Origin of the sequence: Streptomyces sp. SP17BM10, from assembly GCF_036322405.1 — a bacterium.
Taxonomy (GTDB): domain Bacteria; phylum Actinomycetota; class Actinomycetes; order Streptomycetales; family Streptomycetaceae; genus Kitasatospora.
In genome coordinates, this window is record NZ_JAQYXB010000596.1 from 99899 (window position 1) to 119182 (window position 19284).

Annotated in this window: 13 protein-coding genes, 6 tRNA genes and 1 pseudogene; 10 read left to right on the top strand and 10 right to left on the bottom strand. The window is 74.5% G+C overall.

Translation table 11 applies throughout. The annotated features are described in order from the left end of the window. Window positions 1-469 precede the first annotated feature (469 nt). Both cobT and cobA read left to right on the top strand, forming a co-directional pair. On the top strand, window positions 470-4243 hold the full coding sequence (gene cobT / locus PUR71_RS21630) for a nicotinate-nucleotide--dimethylbenzimidazole phosphoribosyltransferase (RefSeq protein ID WP_329928723.1): 3774 nt from the start codon (window positions 470-472) through the stop codon (window positions 4241-4243). A gap of 105 nt (window positions 4244-4348) precedes the next feature. Next, complete coding sequence (gene cobA / locus PUR71_RS21635) at window positions 4349-5626, top strand: uroporphyrinogen-III C-methyltransferase (protein WP_329928724.1); 1278 nt, start codon at window positions 4349-4351, stop codon at window positions 5624-5626. Between the two features lie 73 nt (window positions 5627-5699). On the opposite strand, the gene PUR71_RS21640 is transcribed toward cobA, so the two are convergent. Continuing rightward, the gene (locus PUR71_RS21640; RefSeq protein ID WP_329928725.1) at window positions 5700-8435 is read right to left on the bottom strand and encodes a SpoIIE family protein phosphatase; all 2736 of its coding nucleotides are present in this window, start codon (window positions 8433-8435) and stop codon (window positions 5700-5702) included. A 100-nt stretch (window positions 8436-8535) separates the two neighbouring features. Here PUR71_RS21640 and PUR71_RS21645 point away from each other — a divergent pair, with 100 nt between their 5' ends. After that, window positions 8536-9342 carry a TrmH family RNA methyltransferase gene (locus PUR71_RS21645; protein ID WP_329928726.1) on the top strand — a complete coding sequence of 269 codons (807 nt, stop codon included), beginning with the start codon at window positions 8536-8538 and terminating at the stop codon, window positions 9340-9342. Between the two features lie 825 nt (window positions 9343-10167). Here the strand turns inward: PUR71_RS21645 and PUR71_RS21650 are convergent. Beyond that, a pseudogene (locus tag PUR71_RS21650) lies at window positions 10168-11433 on the bottom strand (protein kinase domain-containing protein); the annotation flags it as partial. A gap of 425 nt (window positions 11434-11858) precedes the next feature. Between PUR71_RS21650 and PUR71_RS21655 the strand changes: the two are divergent. Next, the gene (locus tag PUR71_RS21655; RefSeq protein WP_329928727.1) at window positions 11859-12056 is read left to right on the top strand and encodes a hypothetical protein; all 198 of its coding nucleotides are present in this window, start codon (window positions 11859-11861) and stop codon (window positions 12054-12056) included. Window positions 12057-12324: 268 nt separating this feature from the next. On the opposite strand, the gene PUR71_RS21660 is transcribed toward PUR71_RS21655, so the two are convergent. From PUR71_RS21660 to PUR71_RS21680, 5 genes are all read right to left on the bottom strand, one after another. Continuing rightward, window positions 12325-12396, bottom strand: a tRNA-Val gene (locus tag PUR71_RS21660). A gap of 41 nt (window positions 12397-12437) precedes the next feature. Then, window positions 12438-12509, bottom strand: a tRNA-Val gene (locus tag PUR71_RS21665). Window positions 12510-12550: 41 nt separating this feature from the next. Next, window positions 12551-12622 (bottom strand) — tRNA-Val (locus tag PUR71_RS21670). Window positions 12623-12658: 36 nt separating this feature from the next. Beyond that, window positions 12659-12732 (bottom strand) — tRNA-Cys (locus PUR71_RS21675). Window positions 12733-12772: 40 nt separating this feature from the next. Further along, window positions 12773-12845: transfer RNA gene (locus PUR71_RS21680), tRNA-Gly, on the bottom strand. 226 nt (window positions 12846-13071) lie between these two features. Between PUR71_RS21680 and PUR71_RS21685 the strand changes: the two genes are divergently transcribed. The 3 genes from PUR71_RS21685 (at window position 13072) to PUR71_RS21695 (ending at window position 15946) form a co-directional block, all read left to right on the top strand. Continuing rightward, window positions 13072-14121, top strand: a complete 1050-nt coding sequence (locus PUR71_RS21685; RefSeq protein ID WP_329928728.1) for a chorismate-binding protein — start codon at window positions 13072-13074, stop codon at window positions 14119-14121. A gap of 68 nt (window positions 14122-14189) precedes the next feature. Then, window positions 14190-15020: an aminotransferase class IV gene (locus PUR71_RS21690; RefSeq protein ID WP_329928729.1), complete on the top strand. Its 831-nt coding sequence runs from the start codon at window positions 14190-14192 to the stop codon at window positions 15018-15020. 74 nt (window positions 15021-15094) lie between these two features. After that, window positions 15095-15946, top strand: coding sequence for a GNAT family N-acetyltransferase (locus tag PUR71_RS21695; protein ID WP_329928730.1), 852 nt, complete (start codon window positions 15095-15097; stop codon window positions 15944-15946). Between the two features lie 12 nt (window positions 15947-15958). On the opposite strand, the gene PUR71_RS21700 is transcribed toward PUR71_RS21695, so the two are convergent. Then, complete coding sequence (locus PUR71_RS21700) at window positions 15959-16459, bottom strand: DsbA family protein (RefSeq protein WP_329928731.1); 501 nt, start codon at window positions 16457-16459, stop codon at window positions 15959-15961. 108 nt (window positions 16460-16567) lie between these two features. On the opposite strand from PUR71_RS21700, the gene PUR71_RS21705 reads away from it, so the two are divergent. After that, window positions 16568-17035 carry a hypothetical protein gene (locus PUR71_RS21705; RefSeq protein ID WP_329928732.1) on the top strand — a complete coding sequence of 156 codons (468 nt, stop codon included), beginning with the start codon at window positions 16568-16570 and terminating at the stop codon, window positions 17033-17035. Window positions 17036-17064: 29 nt separating this feature from the next. Here the strand turns inward: PUR71_RS21705 and PUR71_RS21710 are convergent, their stop codons facing one another. Then, a complete protein-coding gene (locus PUR71_RS21710; RefSeq protein ID WP_329928733.1) occupies window positions 17065-17634 on the bottom strand; it encodes a CGNR zinc finger domain-containing protein in 570 nt (189 codons plus the stop codon). A gap of 412 nt (window positions 17635-18046) precedes the next feature. Then, complete coding sequence (locus tag PUR71_RS21715; protein WP_030056266.1) at window positions 18047-18460, bottom strand: SsgA family sporulation/cell division regulator; 414 nt, start codon at window positions 18458-18460, stop codon at window positions 18047-18049. Between the two features lie 249 nt (window positions 18461-18709). Between PUR71_RS21715 and PUR71_RS21720 the strand changes: the two genes are divergently transcribed. Beyond that, complete coding sequence (locus PUR71_RS21720) at window positions 18710-19129, top strand: TIGR02611 family protein (protein WP_329928734.1); 420 nt, start codon at window positions 18710-18712, stop codon at window positions 19127-19129. 78 nt (window positions 19130-19207) lie between these two features. After that, window positions 19208-19279, top strand: a tRNA-Val gene (locus PUR71_RS21725). Window positions 19280-19284: the final 5 nt, after the last annotated feature.

Sequence of the window (19284 nt, forward strand, 5' to 3'; positions counted from 1 at the left end):
GGTGAGGATGCCGGCGGGGGCCGGCGGTGATCCAGGTCGCATCCGGACAATGATTCGAGAGGTGACGGCGCCGGGCCGGTAGTGTGGCGTCCTGGTCGGCGGCGGTGGTCGGTGACCTGCCCGATCCGGTCGGTTCGTCACCTTTTTGACGTGGTGCTATCCGACCGCGCTCGGAGTGTGGGCAATTCGACGGGCCGCGTGCCGGACCTGGAGAATGCCGTAGGGTCCGGTGCGGTGGTGCCGGTCGCCCCGGCTTGTCGTTGTTTCAGATGGCGGGCCGCCCCGCAGGGGAGGCGCGCGGGCCGGGACGCGGCAGCTCACCGGAATGACTCTGGCCGCAGCGCCTCGGCGCGGCGGCCGTACGTGGTTGAGGGGCGGGTCGGTGCAGGCCCGGCCCGTGCGGATGGGCGCTGCGGTCGGTGATCGTGTCGCCGAGGGCGCGGCAGCGGCCTGGAAGGAGCTTTTGACAATGACCGATGGCGGCCACGTCCCGGGCGAGGGACTGCCGGAGCACCTGCACACCGGGCCCGACCCGCTCGGCGGCCCGGGGGGCGTCGCCGCCGCACCCGTGCACGGTGTCGCACCCGTGCCGGGTGTCATGACGGACGGCGGAGCGATCCCGAACCCCTCGGTGCCCGGACCCGGCCTCCACGGCGCGGTGCCGCCCGCCGTCGGCGTCATCCCGGCGCAGGGCCACCCGCAGGGCGTGCCCGCGTACGGCGTGCCCGGCGAGGGCTGGGCGGTCGACCAGGGCGCCCCGCGCCCGGCTTTCCACTTCCTTGACCAGCCCGACCAGGCGGACGGGCTCGACGACGAGGACGACGTCCTGCTGATGCCCGGCCCGCAGGGCTCGTGGGGCGAGCCGGCCGTGGCCGTCCCCGCCGAGCAGGTACCGGCCGATCAGATGACGGCCGCGCCGCTCCAGGACGGCACGCCGCTCGAGCCGTCCTGGCCGCCCGTCGACCCGCCGGTGGCGGGCGCCGAGCACTACCAGCAGGCCGCGCACGGCGCCCCCGTCGCGCCGACGGCCCCGGTGTTCCAGGAGCCGGTGACGCAGGCTCAGCCGCCGCGCCGCCCGCTGCACGCCGGCCCGCCGATTCCGGACCCGTCGATGATGACCGGCCAGGTGCCGGTCCGCTCGCTCGCCGACCGCGGTCCGTCCCTGGGCAGCACGCCGGCGCACGGCATTCCGGTCGTCGGCCGCCCGGCCGAGGCCCAGGCGCCGGTGGCGGCGCCCGTCGCGCAGCCCGTCCCGGTCGCGCCGATGCCGCCGGCCGTCGACGCCGTGCCGGTCGCGGAGGTCCCGGTCGGAGTGGCGGACGTTCAGCCCCCGCAAGCCGTCCAGGAGATCCCGGGTGGCGTGCAGGTGCCGCTCGGGGAGCCCGTCGCGGGCGGCGTCGCCGTGCCGACGGCCGGCGCGATCGAGGTCGTCGAGGTGGTCGAGGCCGCCGTCGCCGAGGCCGTGGTCGAGGCCGCGCCGCAGGCCGTCGTCGTCGAGCCGGTGACCGAGCCCGCCCCCGAAGCCGCGCCGCCGGCCGTCGTCGTCGAGCCGGTCGTGACGGAGGCCGTCGAGGCGCCCGTCGCCGACGAGCAGTCGCAGGCCGCGCAGCAGCCCCGCCGCATCTCCGCCTTCCTCGCCGCGCCGACCCCGCACGGCCTGCCGCAGGTCGAGGCGACCGAGCAGGCTCCGGTGGCCGAGGAGGCGGTCGCGCAGCAGCCCGCTCCCATAGCGGCCGCCGAGGGCGCGCCGGAGGCCGTCGTCGAGCCCGAGGCGGCGCAGGCCGTCGAGGCCGTCGCCGTGGAGGCGGCGCCGGTCGAGGCCCAGGCCGCCGACGTCCAGGCCGTCGAGGTCGTGGAGGCGGTCGAGGCTGCCGCGCCCGAGGCCGAGCAGGCCCAGCCCGCCGCCGAGGTGGCCGAGGCCCCCGTTGCCCCCGGTGCCGTCGAGGTCGTCGAGGTCGTCGAGGCCGCTCATGTCGAGCCGCAGGCCGCCGCCGAGACCGCCGCCGGTACCGGCGAGATGCCGTCCGGTCAGGCCGTCCCCGCGGCCGAGACCGAGCAGCCGCAGGAGGCCGCTCCGGTCGTCGAGGCTGTGGCTGCCGAGGCCGTGGAGGCGGTCGAGGCCGTGGTCGTCGAGGTCGTGGAGGCGGTCGAGGCCGTCGCGCCCGAGGCCGAGCAGGCCCAGCCCGCCGCCGAGGCGGCCGAGGCCCCCGAGTCCGTCCAGCCCGCGGCCGAGCCCGCCCGGGACACCCCGGCCGCCGAGGCGCCGCAGGCCGAGCCGCAGCCCGTCGCCGAGGTCGCCCCCGTCGAGGGCGAGGCCGTCGCCGAAGCCGCCCAGGACGTCGCCGAGCAGCCCGCCGAGGCCCAGGCCGACGCCCAGGGTGAAGCCCAGGCCGAGCCCCAGACCGAGCCCCAGGCCGAGCAGCCCCAGGACGCCGAGCAGGAGCCCGCCGAGCAGGAGCCCGCCGAGCAGGAGCCCGCCGAGCCCCGCGGCCCCGCCGCCCCCGGCTACGACGAGGCCGGCCGCGACGCCGTCCACCAGGTGATCCGCGAGCGCCGCGACATCCGCAACGGCTTCCGCCCGGACCCGATCCCGCACGAGGTGCTGATCCGCGTCCTGGAGGCCGCCCACACCGCGCCCAGCGTCGGCTACTCCCAGCCGTGGGACTTCGTGGTGATCCGCTCCGCCAAGACCCGCCGGCGCATGCACGCCCTGGCCGAGCGCCAGCGCGAGGCGTACGCCGACTCGCTGCCCAAGGGCCGGGCCAAGCAGTTCCGCGAGATCAAGATCGAGGCCATCCTCGAGACCCCGGTCAACATCGTGGTCACGGCCGACCGCACCCGCGGCGGCCGGCACACCCTGGGCCGCCACACCCAGCCCCAGATGGCCCCGTACTCGGCCGCCCTGGCCGTCGAGAACCTCTGGCTGGCCGCCCGCGCCGAGGGCCTGGGCGTGGGCTGGGTGAGCTTCTTCGACGACGAGCAGCTGGTCCGCGAGCTCGGCCTGCCGGAGCACCTGGAGGTCGTCGCCTACCTGTGCGTCGGCTTCGTCGACTCCTTCCCGGACGAGCCCGAGCTGGAGCAGCAGGGCTGGGCCAAGAAGCGCCCGCTGTCCTGGGTCGTCCACGAGGAGCAGTACGGCAACCGCGCGCTGCCCGGCGAGGAGCCGCAGAGCCTGCTCGCCGAGACCCTGCGCGGCATCCGCCCGCTGGACGCCAAGGCGCTCGGCGAGGCCTGGGACCGCCAGAAGCGGATGACCAAGCCGGCCGGCTCGCTCGGCATGCTGGAGATCATCTCCGCCCAGCTATGCGGCTTGTCCCGCAAGTGCCCGCCGCCCGTCCCGGAGCCCGCCTGCGTCGCGATCTTCGCCGGTGACCACGGCGTGCACGCCCAGGGCGTCACTCCCTGGCCGCAGGAGGTGACGGCCCAGATGGTCGGCAACTTCCTCGCCGGGGGAGCGGTCGTCAACGCCTTCGCCAAGCAGATCGGCACCGAGGTCTGCGTGGTCGACGTCGGCGTCGCCGCCGAGCTGCCCGACGCCGTCCAGCAGGGCCGGGCCACCGGTCTGCTGCCGCGCAAGGTCAAGCCCGGCACCGACGACATGACCCAGGGCCCGGCGATGAGCCGCGAGGAGGCCGTCCAGGCGATCGAGGTCGGCATCGAGACCGCCCGCGACCTCGTCGCGGCCGGTAACAAGGCCCTGGTCACCGGCGACATGGGGATCGCCAACACCACTGCCTCGGCCGCCCTGATCTCGGTCTTCACCGGCCTCGACCCGGCCGAGGTGACCGGCCGCGGCACCGGCATCGACGACGAGACGCACGCCCGCAAGGTCGAGGTCATCCGCGCCGCGCTGGCCCTGCACCAGCCGGACCCGGCCGACCCGATCGGCGTCCTCGCCGCCGTCGGCGGCCTGGAGCACGCCGCGATCGCCGGCTTCCTGCTGGGCGCCGCCTCGCTGCGCACCCCGGTCGTGCTGGACGGCGTGATCGCCGGTTCGGCCGCCCTGGTGGCCAAGGCGATCGCCCCCGACGTGCTGGCGGCCTGCATCGCCGGCCACCGCTCCGCCGAGCCCGGCCACCAGGCCGCGCTGGAGCGGCTCGGCCTGCGTCCGCTGATCGACCTGGATCTGCGACTGGGCGAGGGCACCGGTGCCCTGCTGGCCCTGCCGCTGGTGCAGAGTGCGGCCCGCGCGATGCACGATGTAGCCACCTTCGACTCCGCCGGGGTCACCGAGAAGGCCTGACGTTCCCGTCACCGCTCCGCGGACCGGCCCGAGGGCGCGCCGGTCCGCGGAGCGGCGTCTGTCCGCACCCCCACACCCGCACCCCCGATCAGGAGCACACCGCCGATGACCGCGCCCACCCCGCACCCCAGCACCGAAGGCCGTACCCCCTACCCGGTCGGGCTGCTGCTCGCCGGCCGCCGCGTGGTCGTGGTCGGCGGCGGGCAGGTCGCGCAGCGCCGGCTGCCCGCGCTGATCGCGACCGGCGCGGAGCTGCACCTGATATCGCCGAGCACCACCCCGGCCGTCCAGGCGATGGCCGACGCGGGCGAGCTCACCTGGCACGCCCGCCCCTACCGGGCGGGTGACCTGGCCGACACCTGGTACGCGCTGGTCGCAACCGACGACCCGGCGGTGAACGCGCAGGTCAGCGCCGAGGCCGAGCGCGAGCGCGTGTTCTGCGCCCGCAGTGACGACGCCGCCGCCGCGACCGCCTGGACCCCGGCCAGCGGCCGGGACGCGGGCGCCACCGTCGCCGTCCTCACCGGCGACCCGCGCCACTCCGCCGGCCTGCGCGACGCCATCGTGGAGGGCCTGCGGGACGGCTCGCTGGCCGCCCGCCAGTACCGCGCGCACGGCGTTGGGGGTACCTCCGGGCCGTCAGGCGGGGGGAGTGTCGCCCTGGTCGGCGGCGGCCCGGGCGATCCGGATCTGATCACGGTGCGCGGTCGCCGCCTGCTCGCGGACGCGGACGTCGTCGTCGCGGACCGCCTCGCCCCGCGCGAGCTGCTGGCCGAGCTGCCCGAGCACGTCGAGGTGATCGACGCCTCCAAGATCCCCTACGGCCGGTTCATGGCCCAGGAGGCGATCAACCGGACGCTGATCGAGCACGCCAAGGCGGGCAAGTTCGTGGTCCGGCTCAAGGGCGGCGACCCGTACGTCTTCGGGCGCGGCGGCGAGGAGCTGCTGGCCTGCGCCGAGGCCGGGCTGCCGGTCACCGTCGTGCCGGGAATCTCCAGCTCGATCAGCGTCCCGGCCGCCGCCGGCGTGCCGGTCACCCACCGCGGCATGACGCACGAGTTCACCGTGATCTCCGGCCACGTCGGCCCGGGCGACGAGCGCTCGCTGACCAACTGGGCGGCCGCGGCGAAGATGAGCGGCACCCTGGTGCTGCTCATGGCGGTCGACAAGATCGCGGCGATCGCGGCGGAGCTCGTCGAGCACGGCCGCGCCGCCGACACCCCGGTCGCGATCGTCCAGGAGGGCACCACCGCGGCCCAGCGCCGGGTGGACGCCACCCTGGCCACCGTCGGCGCCGTCGTCGAGGCCGAGGGCATCAAGCCGCCCGCCGTGATCGTCATCGGTGACGTGGTCAACGTCCTCGCGGCGGCCTTCCGGAAGTAGTCCCGTAGGGGAGTGCAGGAGGAGTGGGACGTCGGCCCGTCCGACTGCCCACTCCGTCCGCGGGCCGCGGCGGCTACTCCAGCGGCTGCTCCGTCCAGATCACCTTCCCCGTCGCCGTGTAGCGCGTTCCCCAGCGGTCCGCGAACTGCGCGACCAGGAACAGCCCGCGCCCGCCCTCGTCCGTCGTCGCCGCGTACTTCAGGTGCGGCGAGGTGCTGCTGCCGTCCGACACCTCGCAGATCAGCGAGCGGTCCCGCAGCAGCCGCACCCGGATCGGCCCCGAGCCGTACCGGATCGCGTTGGTCACCAGCTCGCTCAGGATCAGCTCGGTGACGAACGCGGCCTCGTCCAGTCCCCACGACTCCAGCCGTTCCGCCACCGCCCGGCGGACCGGCCCCACGGCGGCCGGGTCGGACGGCACCTCCCACTCCGCCACCCGCTCCGCCGGCAGCACCCGGGTCCGCGCCACCAGCAGCGCGATGTCGTCCTGCGGGCGCTCCGGCAGCAGGGCGCCCAGCACGTCCGCGCAGGTCTGCTCGGGCGTGCGCGGCGGCCCGCTCAGCGCCGCCCGCAACTGCTCCAGCCCCTCGTCGATGTCCCGGTCGCGGTCCTCCACGAGCCCGTCCGTGTACAGCACCAGCCGGCTGCCCTCGGCCAGCTCCAGCTCGGCCGTCTCGAACGGCAGCACCGCCAGACCCAGCGGCGGCCCGGTCGGCAGCTCCGGGAACTCCACCCGCCCGTCCGGGCCGACCACGGCCGGCGGCGGGTGGCCGGCGCTCGCCAACGTGCAGCGGCGCGACACCGGGTCGTAGATCGCGTACAGGCAGGTCGCCCCGGCCAGCTCGGCGCTCTCCCCGCTCGCCGCCTCGTCCTGGTCGATCCGGATCACCAGGTCGTCCAGGTGCCCCAGCAACTCGTCCGGTGGCAGGTCCAGCGTCGAGAAGTTGTGGATCGCCGTGCGCAGCCGTCCCATCGTCGCCGCCGCGTGCAGCCCGTGGCCCACCACGTCCCCGACCACCAGCGCCACCCGCGCACCCGGCAGCGGGATCACGTCGAACCAGTCGCCGCCCACGCCCTCCTGCGCGGGCAGGTAGCGGTGCGCGACCTCCAGCGCGTTCTGCACCGGCAGGCTGCGCGGCAGCAGGCGGTGCTGGAGCGTCACCGCCATCGCGTGCTCGCGGGTGAACCGCCGCGCGTTGTCGATGCACACCGCCGCGTGGGCCACCATTTCCTCGGCGAGGGCCAGGTCGTCCGTCTCGAACGGCTCCGCCCGGTCCGCCCGCCAGAACCGTGCCACGCCCAGCAGCACCCCGCGCGCCCGCAGCGGCACCCGCAGCAGCGAGTGCACCCCGTAGGCCAGCACCCGTTCCGACCGCTCCGGATCCTGCTCCCGCCACCTCGTCGCCTCGGTCAGCCGTGGCTCCAGCCCGGGTTCCCCGCTGTGCAGCGCTTCCGCCAAGGGCGTCGCCGGCACCACGTCCAGCACCGTGCCCGCCGGGTGGAACGGCGCGTCGGACCGCACGCCCGCCACCGCCGCCCGGCGCATCCGCCCCAGCGACACCGGCGGCTCCTCGCCCGCCAGCACCTGTTCGGCCAGGTCCACCGTCACGAAGTCCGCGAACCGCGGCACCGCGACCTGCGCCAGCTCCTCGGCCGTCCGCGTCACGTCCAGCGTGCTGCCCACCGACACCCCTGCGTCGTACAGCAGCCGCAGCCGCCGCTGGACGACCTCGACCCGGCCGGACAGCGCCAGCAGCTCGGTGGAGTCGCGCAGCGTCGCGACGAAACCGGGCGGGCCGCCGTCCCGGTCGGTGAGCCGTACGTTGACGGCCAGCAGCCGCTCCCCGGCCATCACCACCTGGTCGGTGACCGGCAGGTTCGCGGTCAGCAGCTCCTCGGGTGCGCGCTCCAGGCCCAGCTCGGTCACCAGCCGTCCCTCGGCGTCCGCCGGCAGGCCGAGCAGCCGGTGCGCCTCGTCGTTGCAGAGCAGCAGGCGCCCGTCCCCGCCGACGATCAGCACGCCCTCGCGCACGGCGTGCAGGACGGCCGCGTGGTGTTCGTACATCCGGGTCATCTCGGTCGGCCCGAGGCCGTGCGTCTGGCGCCGCAGCCGCCGGCTGATCAGCGCCGTCCCGAGGGTCGCCAGCACGACCGCGCCCGCGCCGGCGCCCAGCACCACCGGCAGCTGCCGCTGGCTCGCCGTGCTCACGTTCGCCAGGGTGACCCCCGCCGAGACCATCCCGACCACCGAGCCGTCCGGCGCGAACACCGGCACGACGGCCTGGACCAGCGGACCGAGCGTCCCGTTGATCTGCTCGACCACCACGTGCCCCTGGAGGGCGGGTTCGTAGGTGCCGATGAACTTCTGGCCGATCCTGGCCGGGTTGGGGTGCGTGTAGCGGATGCCGTCGTTGTTCAGGACGACGATGAAGTCGACGCCCGACGCCACCCGGGCGGCCTGCGCCCGCGGCTGCAGGATCGCCGTCGGATCGGGGGAGCGCAGCGCCTCGACGATCCCCGGCGAGTGGGCGAAGGTCTGGGCGACCGCGACCGACCGGTTGCGGGCCTCGTTGGTCGCGTCGTTGCGGGACTGCACGACGAGCGCCACCCCGGCGGCCACCACGAGCAGCAGCACCACGAGGATCTGCAGCACGAACACCTGACCGGCCACGGACCGGAGGTTCACCGGCCACGCGCGACGGACGTTCTGCTGCTGTTGCCGACCATGAGGGCGTCCACCGGAGGAGCCGGCGGATCCAGAAGCACCAGAGGCCGACGGAGCCCAGGATCGACCCGGAAAACGGGCCATACGGTCATATTTGCACTCCGATCGGCGTGAGGCCAAGGCCAAACCGTCCGACTCCTTCCGCCGTTTGGCCTTCACCGCCCGGCCTTGGCAAGATCGCAGGGTGTCCGAACCCAGCACCATCACCGACCCGGCCGACCCCCGCCTCGGCGACTACACCGGCCTCACCGACGTCGAACTGCGCCGCCGGCGCGAGCCCGCCGAGGGCCTGTTCATCGCGGAGGGGGAGAAGGTCATCCGCCGCGCGCTCGCCGCCGGCTACCGGATGCGGTCGATGCTGCTGACCTCCAAGTGGCTGGACGTCATGGCCGACGTCATCGCCGAGGCCGACGCCCCCGTCCACGTCGTGGAACCGGCCCTCGCCGAGGCCGTCACCGGCTACCACGTGCACCGCGGCGCCCTCGCCTCGATGGAGCGCAAGCCCCTCCCGGACGCCGCCGACGTGCTCGCGGGCGCCCGCCGGGTCGCCGTCCTCGAAGGCCTGGTCGACCACACCAACCTCGGCGCGATCTTCCGCAGCGCCGCCGCCCTCGGCATGGACGCCGTCCTGCTCTCGCCCGACTGCGCCGACCCGCTCTACCGGCGCGCCGTCAAGGTCTCGATGGGCGCCGTCTTCGCCGTCCCGTACGCCCGTCTCGACCCGTGGCCCGCCGCCCTGACGACGGTCCGCGACGCCGGATTCACCCTCCTGGCACTCACCCCCGCCGAGACCGCCGTCGACCTGTCGGCCCTGGCCCCGCAGAACCTCCCCAAGACCGCCCTGATGCTCGGCGCCGAGGGCGACGGCCTCACCCCCCAGGCGATCAAGGCCGCCGACCGCGCCGTCCGCATCCCGATGGCCCACGGCATCGACTCCCTCAACGTCGGCGCCGCCGCCGCCGTGGCCTTCTACGCCGTGACGACCTCGTAGCAACACCCGCCCCCGCTTCCCGTGACGCGGGGACTGCGCCCTACGGAAGGCCGGTGCCCGGAGCCGTCCCGCGGTCCGGCCGTCCGGCCGCCCAGGCCCGCCAAACGCCGCGACACGATGGCCGGAACTCTCCGCCCGGGGCGGCCGTCCTCAGCCCGCCGGGGCGGTCGGCGGGGCCGGGGCCGCGGCGGCCGGGGGAGCGGCGGTGAGGCCGGTCCCGCCGGAGGCGCCCGCGCCGGGCCAGGACTCGTCGAGGGAGCCGTCCGGGCGGACGGTGTAGCGGGTGGAGGTGACGGCCCCGGTCTGGGCGACGCGCTCCTCCCGGACGATCGCTCCGCCGTCGAGCCGCCAGGAGGCCGTGGCCTGCGGATCGGCGGTCGAGGAGCGGGTGGCGGCGGCGACCGGGGTGTCGCCGGAGAAGGTGTACAGCTGCACGAGGTCGACCGGCACCGAGCCCTCGGCCCGGCGGAGCACGACCACCGACGCCGGCGAGCCCTTGTACCGCGCGGGCAGCACCGAGCTGAGCGCGACCTGCGGCCCGCCCGCGGCCGAGCGCCCGTCGCGCAGGGCGATCCCCGGGCCGCCCGTGCCGTCGGGGTAGGTGCGGTTGGGCCAGTCCACGGCCGGTCCGGGCCCCTGGGCCGGAGCCAGCGCCAGGTCGCCCGGAGCCGCACCCGCCCCGCCCCGAGCGGCCGCCCCCACTGGTGTCGAGGAGGCCGCCGCCGAGGGCGTGCCCGCCACTGCCGCGCCGTCCACCGAATGCGCGGTGGGCAGCACGACCATCGTCGGCAGGCCCGAGGGCCGCAGCCCCTGGTTGCTCCGGTTCTCGCACCCCTGGGCCGCCGCGATGGCCAGCGCCACCCCGATCGTCACCGTGACGAAGACGACGAGCCGCTGCCGCAGCAGCCGCTGCCGCGGGGTGGTCGGCCGCCCCGGGGCGGGGGTGTGCTGACGGTCGCGCGGCCGCCCGGGGTTGCGGCCGCCGGGCGCGGGCGTCTGCTGACGGTCCCGCACCGGGCGGCCCCCCGAGGACGCCTCGGGTCTGGGGTGAGGGCTGCCGGCCCCCGCAGGGCGCCGCTGCGCCGAGCCGGGCCCGGGGGGCGCGGGTCGGCCGCCGGCCGCGGTCCGGGCCCGTGCCGCGGCGGCCGGGTCGGGGGAGCGTCCGGGTGCGGGCACGCCGTGCCGCACGCCGTCCGGGGCGACCGCCTCGGGCGTGGGCGGGGGCGTGGCCGAGGCCCTCCGCATGACGCGTCCGGTGCCGCCGGCCGCCGCCCCGCGGGCCGCGAGCTCGCTGAGCCGTTCGTGCAGGGCGGCCGCGCCGGGCCGTTCGGCGGGCTCCTTGGCGAGGCAGGCCCGGATCAGCGGTGCGAGCTGCGGCGGCACGTCCGCGAGGTCGGGTTCCTCGTGGACGACGCGGTAGAGCATGACCTCCGACGAGGCCCCGGAGCCGAACGGCGTGTCCCCGGTGAGCGCGTAGGCGAGCGTCGCGCCGAAGGCGAACACGTCGGTGGCGGGCGTGACGGCGGCCCCGCGGACCTGTTCCGGCGCGAGGAAGCCGGGGGAGCCGACGGCGGTGCCGACATGGGTGAGCGTGCTGGCGCCGCGCGACCAGGCGATGCCGAAGTCGATGATGCGCGGGCCGCGGGGCGAGAGCAGGATGTTGGAGGGCTTGAGGTCGCGGTGGACGACCCCGGCCTCGTGGACCTTGACGAGCCCGTCGGCGAGCGCGGCGCCGACCCGGGCGGCCTCCTGCCAGCCGAGCGGTCCCTCGTCGCCGACGCGCTTGTAGAGGGAGGGCCCGGGCACGTAGGCGGTGGCGAGCCACGGGCGGTCGGCCTCGATGTCGGAGCCGACGACGCGCGCGGTGCAGCCGCCGCGGATGCGCGAGGCGGCGGCGATCTCGCGGGCGAAGCGGGTGCGGAACTCCTGGTCCTCGGCGAGTTCGGCGCGGATCAGTTTGAGGGCGACCCGCTGCCCGCGCCGGTCGGAGCCGAGGTAGACGACCCCCATGCCGCCCGCCCCCAGTCGCCGGTGGAGGCGGTACGGCCCGACGATGCGGGGGTCCTCACGCCTCAGCCGCATCATCGCCATGTCCGTTCCCCGTCAGCCCGTGGGTGAGGCCCCGTCGGTTGGGGCATCGTCAGTTCCTGTCCGGCACAGCTTACGGACTGCCCGCTGCGGTGTGCTGATACGCAACACCTCAAGCCACCGTGCGATTGTCCGATCTTGCACTGACCTGCTGGTCATGAGGGTGCTGAAACGTTTCTCGGGGTCGCCTCTCAGGGTTCCCCCGGGGGCCCGGTCGAGGCCGTCTCCCCCTGCGGTAGTAGTCCCCACGTCGGAGCGTCATCCTCGGGGAGGCCCGAGGAACAGTACGACGGCATGACGCCCGAACGGCCCCCCGGGCCATAGCGTTGTCCTCAGCGGTGGACGGGGAGCTCGTCCCCCGAGGTTAGCCGTCCACCGCGCCAACGGGACCGGGCGAACGGCTCCGAGACCGGACCAGGAGTAAGGGCATGGCACCGCAGCTCACGGGCACCTCCCGCCGCCGTCGGCCGGCCTTCACCCTGCCCCGCACGGCCGAGCCGACGCGGCACCCCGCGGTGGCGCTGGCCATGGCCCTGCCGTGCGCGGTGCTGCTGGTGGCCCTGTTCGGCGGGTGGGACCAGATGGCGAACCAGGTCCGGGCGGTGGCCGACCTGATCGTCCGTTGAGACCCGGCCGGCCCCTGCGGCCGGCCGTAGAACGGACACTGATCCCCTGGGGACGGGGAGCCAGTGTCGCCGGGGAGGCCGTGCCCGTGTTGAGACGCGGACGGGCGAGGAGCGGTGCGCAGAGCGCCCCGGCAGGCGGAGACGCCGCGTACGGACGTCGGTGAGGGCGACCGTACGCGGCTCTTCTCTTTTCGCACGTTTCGCACGTCGGCGAACGCGAAACGGCCGGGGCCGCGATCCTCACGGATCGCGGCCCCGGCCGTTACTGTGCGCGATACTGGGATTGAACCAGTGACCCCTACCGTGTCAAGGTAGTGCTCTCCCGCTGAGCTAATCGCGCCTGGTGTGGCGGTCCTGCAGCAGACCCCGAAGGGTCCGACGTGCGCGATACTGGGATTGAACCAGTGACCCCTACCGTGTCAAGGTAGTGCTCTCCCGCTGAGCTAATCGCGCCTGGTGTGGCGGTCCTGCAGCAGACCCCGGAGGATCCGACGTGCGCGATACTGGGATTGAACCAGTGACCCCTACCGTGTCAAGGTAGTGCTCTCCCGCTGAGCTAATCGCGCGGGGAGGTTCTCCCCGGCCGAACCGGGTGATCCTCTTGGAGGTGGAGACGGGATTTGAACCCGTGTACACGGCTTTGCAGGCCGTTGCCTCGCCTCTCGGCCACTCCACCAGGCAACACTCGGAGAACGATCTTACACTGTTCTCCATCGAGCGGACGACGAGATTCGAACTCGCGACCCTCACCTTGGCAAGGTGATGCTCTACCAACTGAGCCACGTCCGCCTGTCTCCCGGGACCTTCACCGCTTTTCTTCGGCTGCGCTCCCTGGCGACGTGTTGAACTCTAGCGGATTCCCGGGCCAGCTAAAAATCCGTTCCCGCAGCGTGCACTCGGTGCACACCCGGAAGCCGCTCGCGCCTGCGCGATCCGCCGTACGCCCCCGGGCCCGCCGAGCGCCCCCGGCCTACACTTCAGGCACCGCCGCCCAGCACCACCGCGCAGGAGAACCGTGTCCGGCCGCACCGCCCCCCAGACCCCGCTCGCCCGCTTCGGCGGCCGCCTCGCCACCGGCCTGCGCGACGTCACCTCGGACCCGGCCGCGCTGGACTCCGCCGGCCACTGGGCGGTGGCCTACGACTTCGAGGGCCGCCTCACCTGCGCCCGCTTCGACGACGTCCGCCCCGCCCCCGCGCCGCCCTGCGGCACCGGCTGGCGCGGACCGGACGCCGGCGACTGGCACAGCTCCCTGGACCGCGACGCCTACACCGCGGGCGTCCGCCGCATCCGCGAGCACATAGCCGCCGGCGAGGTCTACCAGGCCAACCTCTGCCGCGTGCTCTCCGCGCCGCTGCCCGACCCCGGCCGCAGCGACGTCGACGCCCTCACCGGCCTCCTCGCCCACGGCAACCCCGCCCCCTACGCGGGCACGATCCGGCTGCCCGACCACGGCGTCGAGATCGCCACCGCCTCCCCCGAGCTCTACCTGCGCCGCTCCGGCCGCACCGTCTCCTCCGGCCCGATCAAGGGCACCGGCCGCACCGAGGACGACCTCCTCGACAAGGACCACGCCGAGAACGTGATGATCGTCGACCTGGTCCGCAACGACCTCGGCCGCGTCTGCGCCACCGGCAGCGTCACCGTCCCCGACCTGTGCGCCGTCGAGAAGCACCCCGGACTCGTCCACCTCGTCTCCACCGTCGAGGGCACCCTGCGCGACGGCGCCGGCTGGCCCGAGCTCCTGGACGCCACCTTCCCGCCCGGATCCGTCACCGGCGCACCGAAGTCCAGTGCCCTGCGGATCATCGAAGCCCTCGAAACCGCCCCGCGCGGCCCCTACTGCGGCGCCATCGGCTGGGTCGACGCCGACCGGGGCGAGGGCGAACTCGCCGTCGGCATCCGCACCTTCTGGATCGACCGCGCCGACCCCGCCGTCCCCGTGCTGCGCTTCGGCACCGGCGCCGGCATCACCTGGGGCTCCGACCCCGACCGCGAGTGGGCCGAAACCGAACTGAAGGCCGCCCGCCTGGTCGCGATAGCGTCGGGCAGCGAGACCCTCTGAAGAGATCCACGACGCCCCGCAGAGCCCCAGACCCCCCACGAAGAACCGCCACCGAGGAGCAGCGCCCGATGAACACCCCCACCAAGACCTGGGTCAACGGCACGCTCGTCGATTCCGCCGACGCCGCCGTCTCCGTCCTCGACCACGGACTGACCACCGGCGACGGCGTCTTCGAGACCATGAAGGCCGCCGACGGCCGGGCGTTCGCCCTCACCCGTCACCTCGACCGCCTCACCCGCTCCGCCCGCGGCCTCGGCCTGCCCGACCCCGACCACGACCGGGTCCGCGAGGCCTGCGCCCAGGTCCTCGCCGCCAACCCGATGCCGCTCGGCCGACTGCGCGTCACCTACACCGGCGGCAATGCCCCCCTCGGCTCCGAGCGCGGCGACGGCGGCGCCACCCTCGTCGCCGCCATCGGCCCGGTGAACCGCCGCCCCGACACCACCGCCGCCTCCGTCGTCCCCTGGCGCCGCAACGAGTACAGCGCCGTCGCCGGCCTCAAGACCACCTCCTACGCCGAGAACGTGGTCGCCCTCGCCGCCGCCCACCGCGTCGGCGCCTCCGAGGCCCTGTTCGCCAACACCGCCGGCCTCCTCTGCGAGGGCACCGGCTCCAACGTCTTCGTCGTCATCGGCGGCCGCCTGCTCACCCCCACCCTCGCCTCCGGCTGCCTGGCCGGCATCACCCGCGCCCTCGTCGTCGCGTGGTGCGGCGCCGAGGAGACCGACCTGCCGCTGGAGGCCCTCCAGGACGCCGAGGAGGTCTTCCTGACCTCCACCCTGCGCGACGTCCAGGCCGTCACCCGCATCGACGACCGCGAACTGCCCGGGGTCGGCCCGGTCACCGCCAAGGCCATGGCCGTCTTCGCCGAGCGCAGCGGCGACGACCTCGACCCGTGAGCCCCCTCCCCCGGACTCGTGTCCTCGGCCGCCTCCGGCGGATAAGCCTCCCGGCGCGGGGAAGGGACCACCACATGACCTCCACGCTGCGCCCCGAGGGCCCCGAGACACCCACTCCGGCCGGCGGCCGCACCAGACGCTGGCAGATCTGTGCCAACGGCCGCCAGGTCGGTGCCTTGCGCACCACCGCCGTCCCGCACGGCAGCCAACTCTTCGGAGAGATCGCCGAGTTGGAGATCAGTGAAGGACGCGGCCGGGGCCGCGGGACGTTCGGCGCGCTGGCCGCGGAGGAAGTGCTGCGGGGCTGGGGGTGCTCCCGTGTGGACGTCAACGTCCCCGAGACCGCGCAGGTCGCCCGCAGCCTCGCCCTCGCCCTCGGGTACACCGAGCGGATGCGGAACCTGGCCAAGCAGCTGACCGCGCCCCCCGAGCTCCCGGTCGGCGTCACCACCCGCCCGATCGGGGCCGAGGAGTTCCCGGCCTGGCTCGCCCGGGCCGCCGAGGACTACGTCCGTTCGCTGCGGGAGTCGGGCCTCACCGAGGAGCAGTCCCGCGCCAAATCCGGCGTCGACCACCAGCGCCTGCTCCCGCAGGGCGCCGCCAGCCCCGGCGTCGCGCTGCGCCGCCTCTACGGCGAGGGGGACGACGCGGGCACCGAGCCGCTCGGCTCGCTCTGGGTGGACCTCCACCAGCGCGACCTGCCGGACGGCCGACCGCTCGCCTGGGTCATGGTCGTCGAGGTGTCCCCGGTCCACCGGGGCCGGGGACACGGCCGGACGCTGATGCTGGTCGCCGAACGCGAGTGCCTGGCCGCCGGCGTCCGCACCCTCGGTCTGAACGTCTTCACCGTCAACGAGGTCGCCATCGGGCTCTACGCCTCGCTCGGCTACCAGGTCACCAACCGCCTCTACGGCAAGCAGCTGTGACCCGACGATGCGTCAGGAAGCCTTCTGCTCCTCGATGATGGCGACGATCCGCTCCTGCAGACCGTCCTGGCTCTGCCCACCGTCCAGCCGCTTCCCCGCGATCACGTACGTCGGCGTGCCCTTCACCCCGATCGCCTTGCCCTCGGCCTGGTCGGCGTCCACCGTCAGCATGTGCCGCCCGTCGATCAGCGCCGTGTCGACCTCGTCGGCGTCCACGCCGACCTCGCGCGCGACGTCCAGCAGCACCTGCTGCCCCTTCGCGTCCAGCTCCTCGACGCGGGCCAGCAGGGCCTCCACGAACGGCCACCCCAACCCCTGCGCGAAGGCCTCCTCGGCGGCCTCCGCGGCCGCGTAGGCGTACTTGTGCTTCTCCAGCGGGAAGTGCCGCACCTCCACCGGCAGCGCGTCGCCGTACTGCGCACGAAGCGCCCTTACGTCGTCCAGGGCGGTACGGCAATCCGGGCACTGGAGGTCGCACCAGAACTCGAGACGGGGGAGGGAACCATCGATCATTCCCCCAGTGTTCCACTAGTGGGCCCCGCGCCGCCCCGCGGTGCGCCCGCAGCCCCGGCGACAGGAGGCAGCGATGACCACCACGACCCCATCCGACCGGACACCGCCGTGCTGAGCGCGGCCGTCAGCTTCGCCCTCACGGCAGCCGGCCTCGGCGTCGCGGGCCTGCGCGCCCACCGGCGCCGCTTCCTCTCCGCGACCCGCTGGTTCGCCGTCGCCCTGCTGCCCGCCGGCCTCTACCTGACCGGGCTGTTCCCGGTTGCCCGCACCATCGCCGACGAGTTCGGCACCTGGGCCACCGAACTGGTCTTCGACCCCCGTGTCTGGACCGGCATCGTGCTGCTCGGCATCTCCGTCGCCCTGCTGCTCACCACGCGGTTCGTGGGCCGCCGCGGTGCGGTCGAGGAGCCGCAGGCCCGCCCGGCGGCGGGCCGGGCGCCGGAGCGGCCCGCGGTCGAGCCTGCGCAGCCCAGGGCGGCGCAGTCGGCGCCGAAGAAGGCCGCGGGGAGGAAGCAGGATGACGGCCTGGGCGACTTCGCCGACATCGAGGAGATCCTCCGCAAGCGCGGCATCTGACCGGCTCCGGGGCAGTACGGACGGCCGCCTCAGGCGGAGGGCACGGCCTCCGCCGAGCGCTGGCGCGCCCGGTAGGCGGCGACGTGCAGCCGGTTCCCGCAGGTGCGGCTGTCGCAGTAGCGGCGGGAGCGGTTGCGCGAGAGGTCCACGAAGACGCGTGCGCAGTCCGGCGCCTCGCAGCGGCGCAGCCGCTCGCTCTCGCCCGCCATGAAGATGAACGCCAGCGCCATGCCCAGCTCGGCGGCCAGGTGGTCGCCGAGCGCGGCGTGCGGGGCGAAGTAGTGGATGTGCCACCCGTGGTGGTCGTGGTTGATCAGCCGGGGCGTCGTGCCGGCGGCCGCGACGATCGAGTTGACCAGCTCGGCCGCCGCCGCGGTGGACTCCGTCCCGAACACCTCGCGCAGCCGCGAGCGCAGGTCCTGCACGCTGCGCAGGTCGGCCTCGGTGAGGGAGTCGATCTCGCTGATCTCCTGGCGGACCACGAAGGCGTCGAGCGCGGCCACGTCCGGCAGCAGCTCGGTGCCGCAGACCTCGGGCGCGGTGTTGAGCAGCTCGACGAGCGTGTTCAGCGCGCACTCGGTGTCGTGGGTGATCAGCACGTGGGGACTCCTCGCGGAGGGGGGACGTCATTACCCCGCGTCTGCGGTTACCCCAGACCATACCGGGCCGTGCGGCGGAAGGCGGTCGCCTTCTTTCGAAGGAATGTACGGATGGCGTCGATGTGACGGAAAGTGGACGGCGGTCAATCGAATAACCCCTCCGAAGAGCCGCCTGCGGCCGGAATACCGGCGGCGCCCGGCATGGAGGCCGGCCACCCGAACGGGTGGCCGGCCTCCATGCCGGGCGCCTGCGGTGCTGCGGCCCCGCTCCTGGTGGGAACGGGCCGGTACCGGCCCCGAGACCGCGTCGTGCGCGGCTGAGTCTGCTGCCGTGCCCCCGAGTAGGACGGCTGCGATGACGGCAGGGGGTGCGGCCCCGCCGCCGGCGGGGCGTGACCGCCTCCGGGCGGGATCAGCTTTCGGCGAGGATGTGGGACAGCTCCCGGTCGAGGTCGAAGTGGCGGTGTTCGGTGCCGGGGGGCACCGCGGCGTCCGTCCGCTTGAGGAACGACTCAAGCGCCCGGGCCGGGGCCTCCAGCAGGGCTTCTCCTTCCGGAGAGCTCAGTGCGATGCAGACCACCCCTTGCCCGTGACTGCGCGACGGCCACACCCGGACATCGCCGGTACCGGTGGGTCGGTGCAGCCCCTCCGCGAGGAGATCTCGGGCGAACACCCACTCCACGGTCTCGTCGGCGCCCGTGTGGAACGTGGCGTGCACGGCGTAGGGGTCGGCGGTGTCGTAGCGCAGGCCCGCGGGGACGGGCAGTGAGGACTCGCTGGACACGATGAGGCGCAGGTGCAGCTCGCAGCTGACCGTGGTGTTCATAAGCGCCATGGCCTTTCGCTCAGTGTGCGCTCGGGGAATCGCACGTCGGCGAACGGACCATCCCACCTCCAAGCCCGATGTAAACCCCTCTGTCCCGATTCGGGGCCGAGTCGTACCCCTTACGGCGCATTGCGGAATCTTCCCCGAGTGCCCCGGCCCGGCATTACCGGGCCACTTCTCGGTTAGTTTCCTGGCATGACTGTGCGAAACGACAAGACCGGCGGGAACACGGGAACGGGTGAATCGATCATGCCGGACGACACGGCCGGCGGCGGGACGGCCCCGGAGGGCGGTCGGGCACTCGGCTCGCGGGCGCCCGCGTTCATCCGCCGGTCCCGCCCGCTCCACCTCGCCTGGCAGGCGGTGGTCTTCCTGGCCGGCCTCGCCGTCGTCGTCCTCGGCGTGGTCATGCTGCCGCTGCCCGGCCCCGGCTGGGTGGTCGTCTTCCTGGGCATGGGCCTGTGGGCCACCGAGTTCGTCTGGGCCCAACTGGCCCTGCGCTGGACCCGCCGCAAGGTCCACGAGGCCGCCCGGCGCGCCCTGGACCCGAAGGTGCGCCGACGGAACCTGGCGCTCACCGCCCTCGGCCTGGCCGCGCTCGTCGGGATCGGCGGCTGCTACGTCGCGCGCTACGGCCTCACCTTCCCCTGGACGGCGGACGAGAGCTGAGCCGGCCCGGGGGCGGGGCCCCGTCGGGCAGGGTGTTCGGACCACCCTCCGGGATGCGGTAATGTTTTCCCTGCACCCGGGCGATTAGCTCAGCGGGAGAGCACTTCGTTCACACCGAAGGGGTCACTGGTTCGATCCCAGTATCGCCCACCGGA

What these genes read in the sequence shown, in the direction of transcription:
- cobT (WP_329928723.1), top strand. Translation starts at nt 470, where the DNA reads ATGACCGATGGCGGCCACGTCCCGGGCGAGGGACTGCCGGAGCACCTG.
- cobA (WP_329928724.1), top strand. Translation starts at nt 4,349, where the DNA reads ATGACCGCGCCCACCCCGCACCCCAGCACCGAAGGCCGTACCCCCTAC.
- PUR71_RS21640 (WP_329928725.1), bottom strand. Translation starts at nt 8,435, where the DNA reads ATGGCCCGTTTTCCGGGTCGATCCTGGGCTCCGTCGGCCTCTGGTGCT.
- PUR71_RS21655 (WP_329928727.1), top strand. Translation starts at nt 11,859, where the DNA reads ATGGCACCGCAGCTCACGGGCACCTCCCGCCGCCGTCGGCCGGCCTTC.
- PUR71_RS21690 (WP_329928729.1), top strand. Translation starts at nt 14,190, where the DNA reads ATGAACACCCCCACCAAGACCTGGGTCAACGGCACGCTCGTCGATTCC.
- PUR71_RS21695 (WP_329928730.1), top strand. Translation starts at nt 15,095, where the DNA reads ATGACCTCCACGCTGCGCCCCGAGGGCCCCGAGACACCCACTCCGGCC.
- PUR71_RS21700 (WP_329928731.1), bottom strand. Translation starts at nt 16,459, where the DNA reads ATGATCGATGGTTCCCTCCCCCGTCTCGAGTTCTGGTGCGACCTCCAG.
- PUR71_RS21715 (WP_030056266.1), bottom strand. Translation starts at nt 18,460, where the DNA reads ATGAACACCACGGTCAGCTGCGAGCTGCACCTGCGCCTCATCGTGTCC.
- PUR71_RS21720 (WP_329928734.1), top strand. Translation starts at nt 18,710, where the DNA reads ATGCCGGACGACACGGCCGGCGGCGGGACGGCCCCGGAGGGCGGTCGG.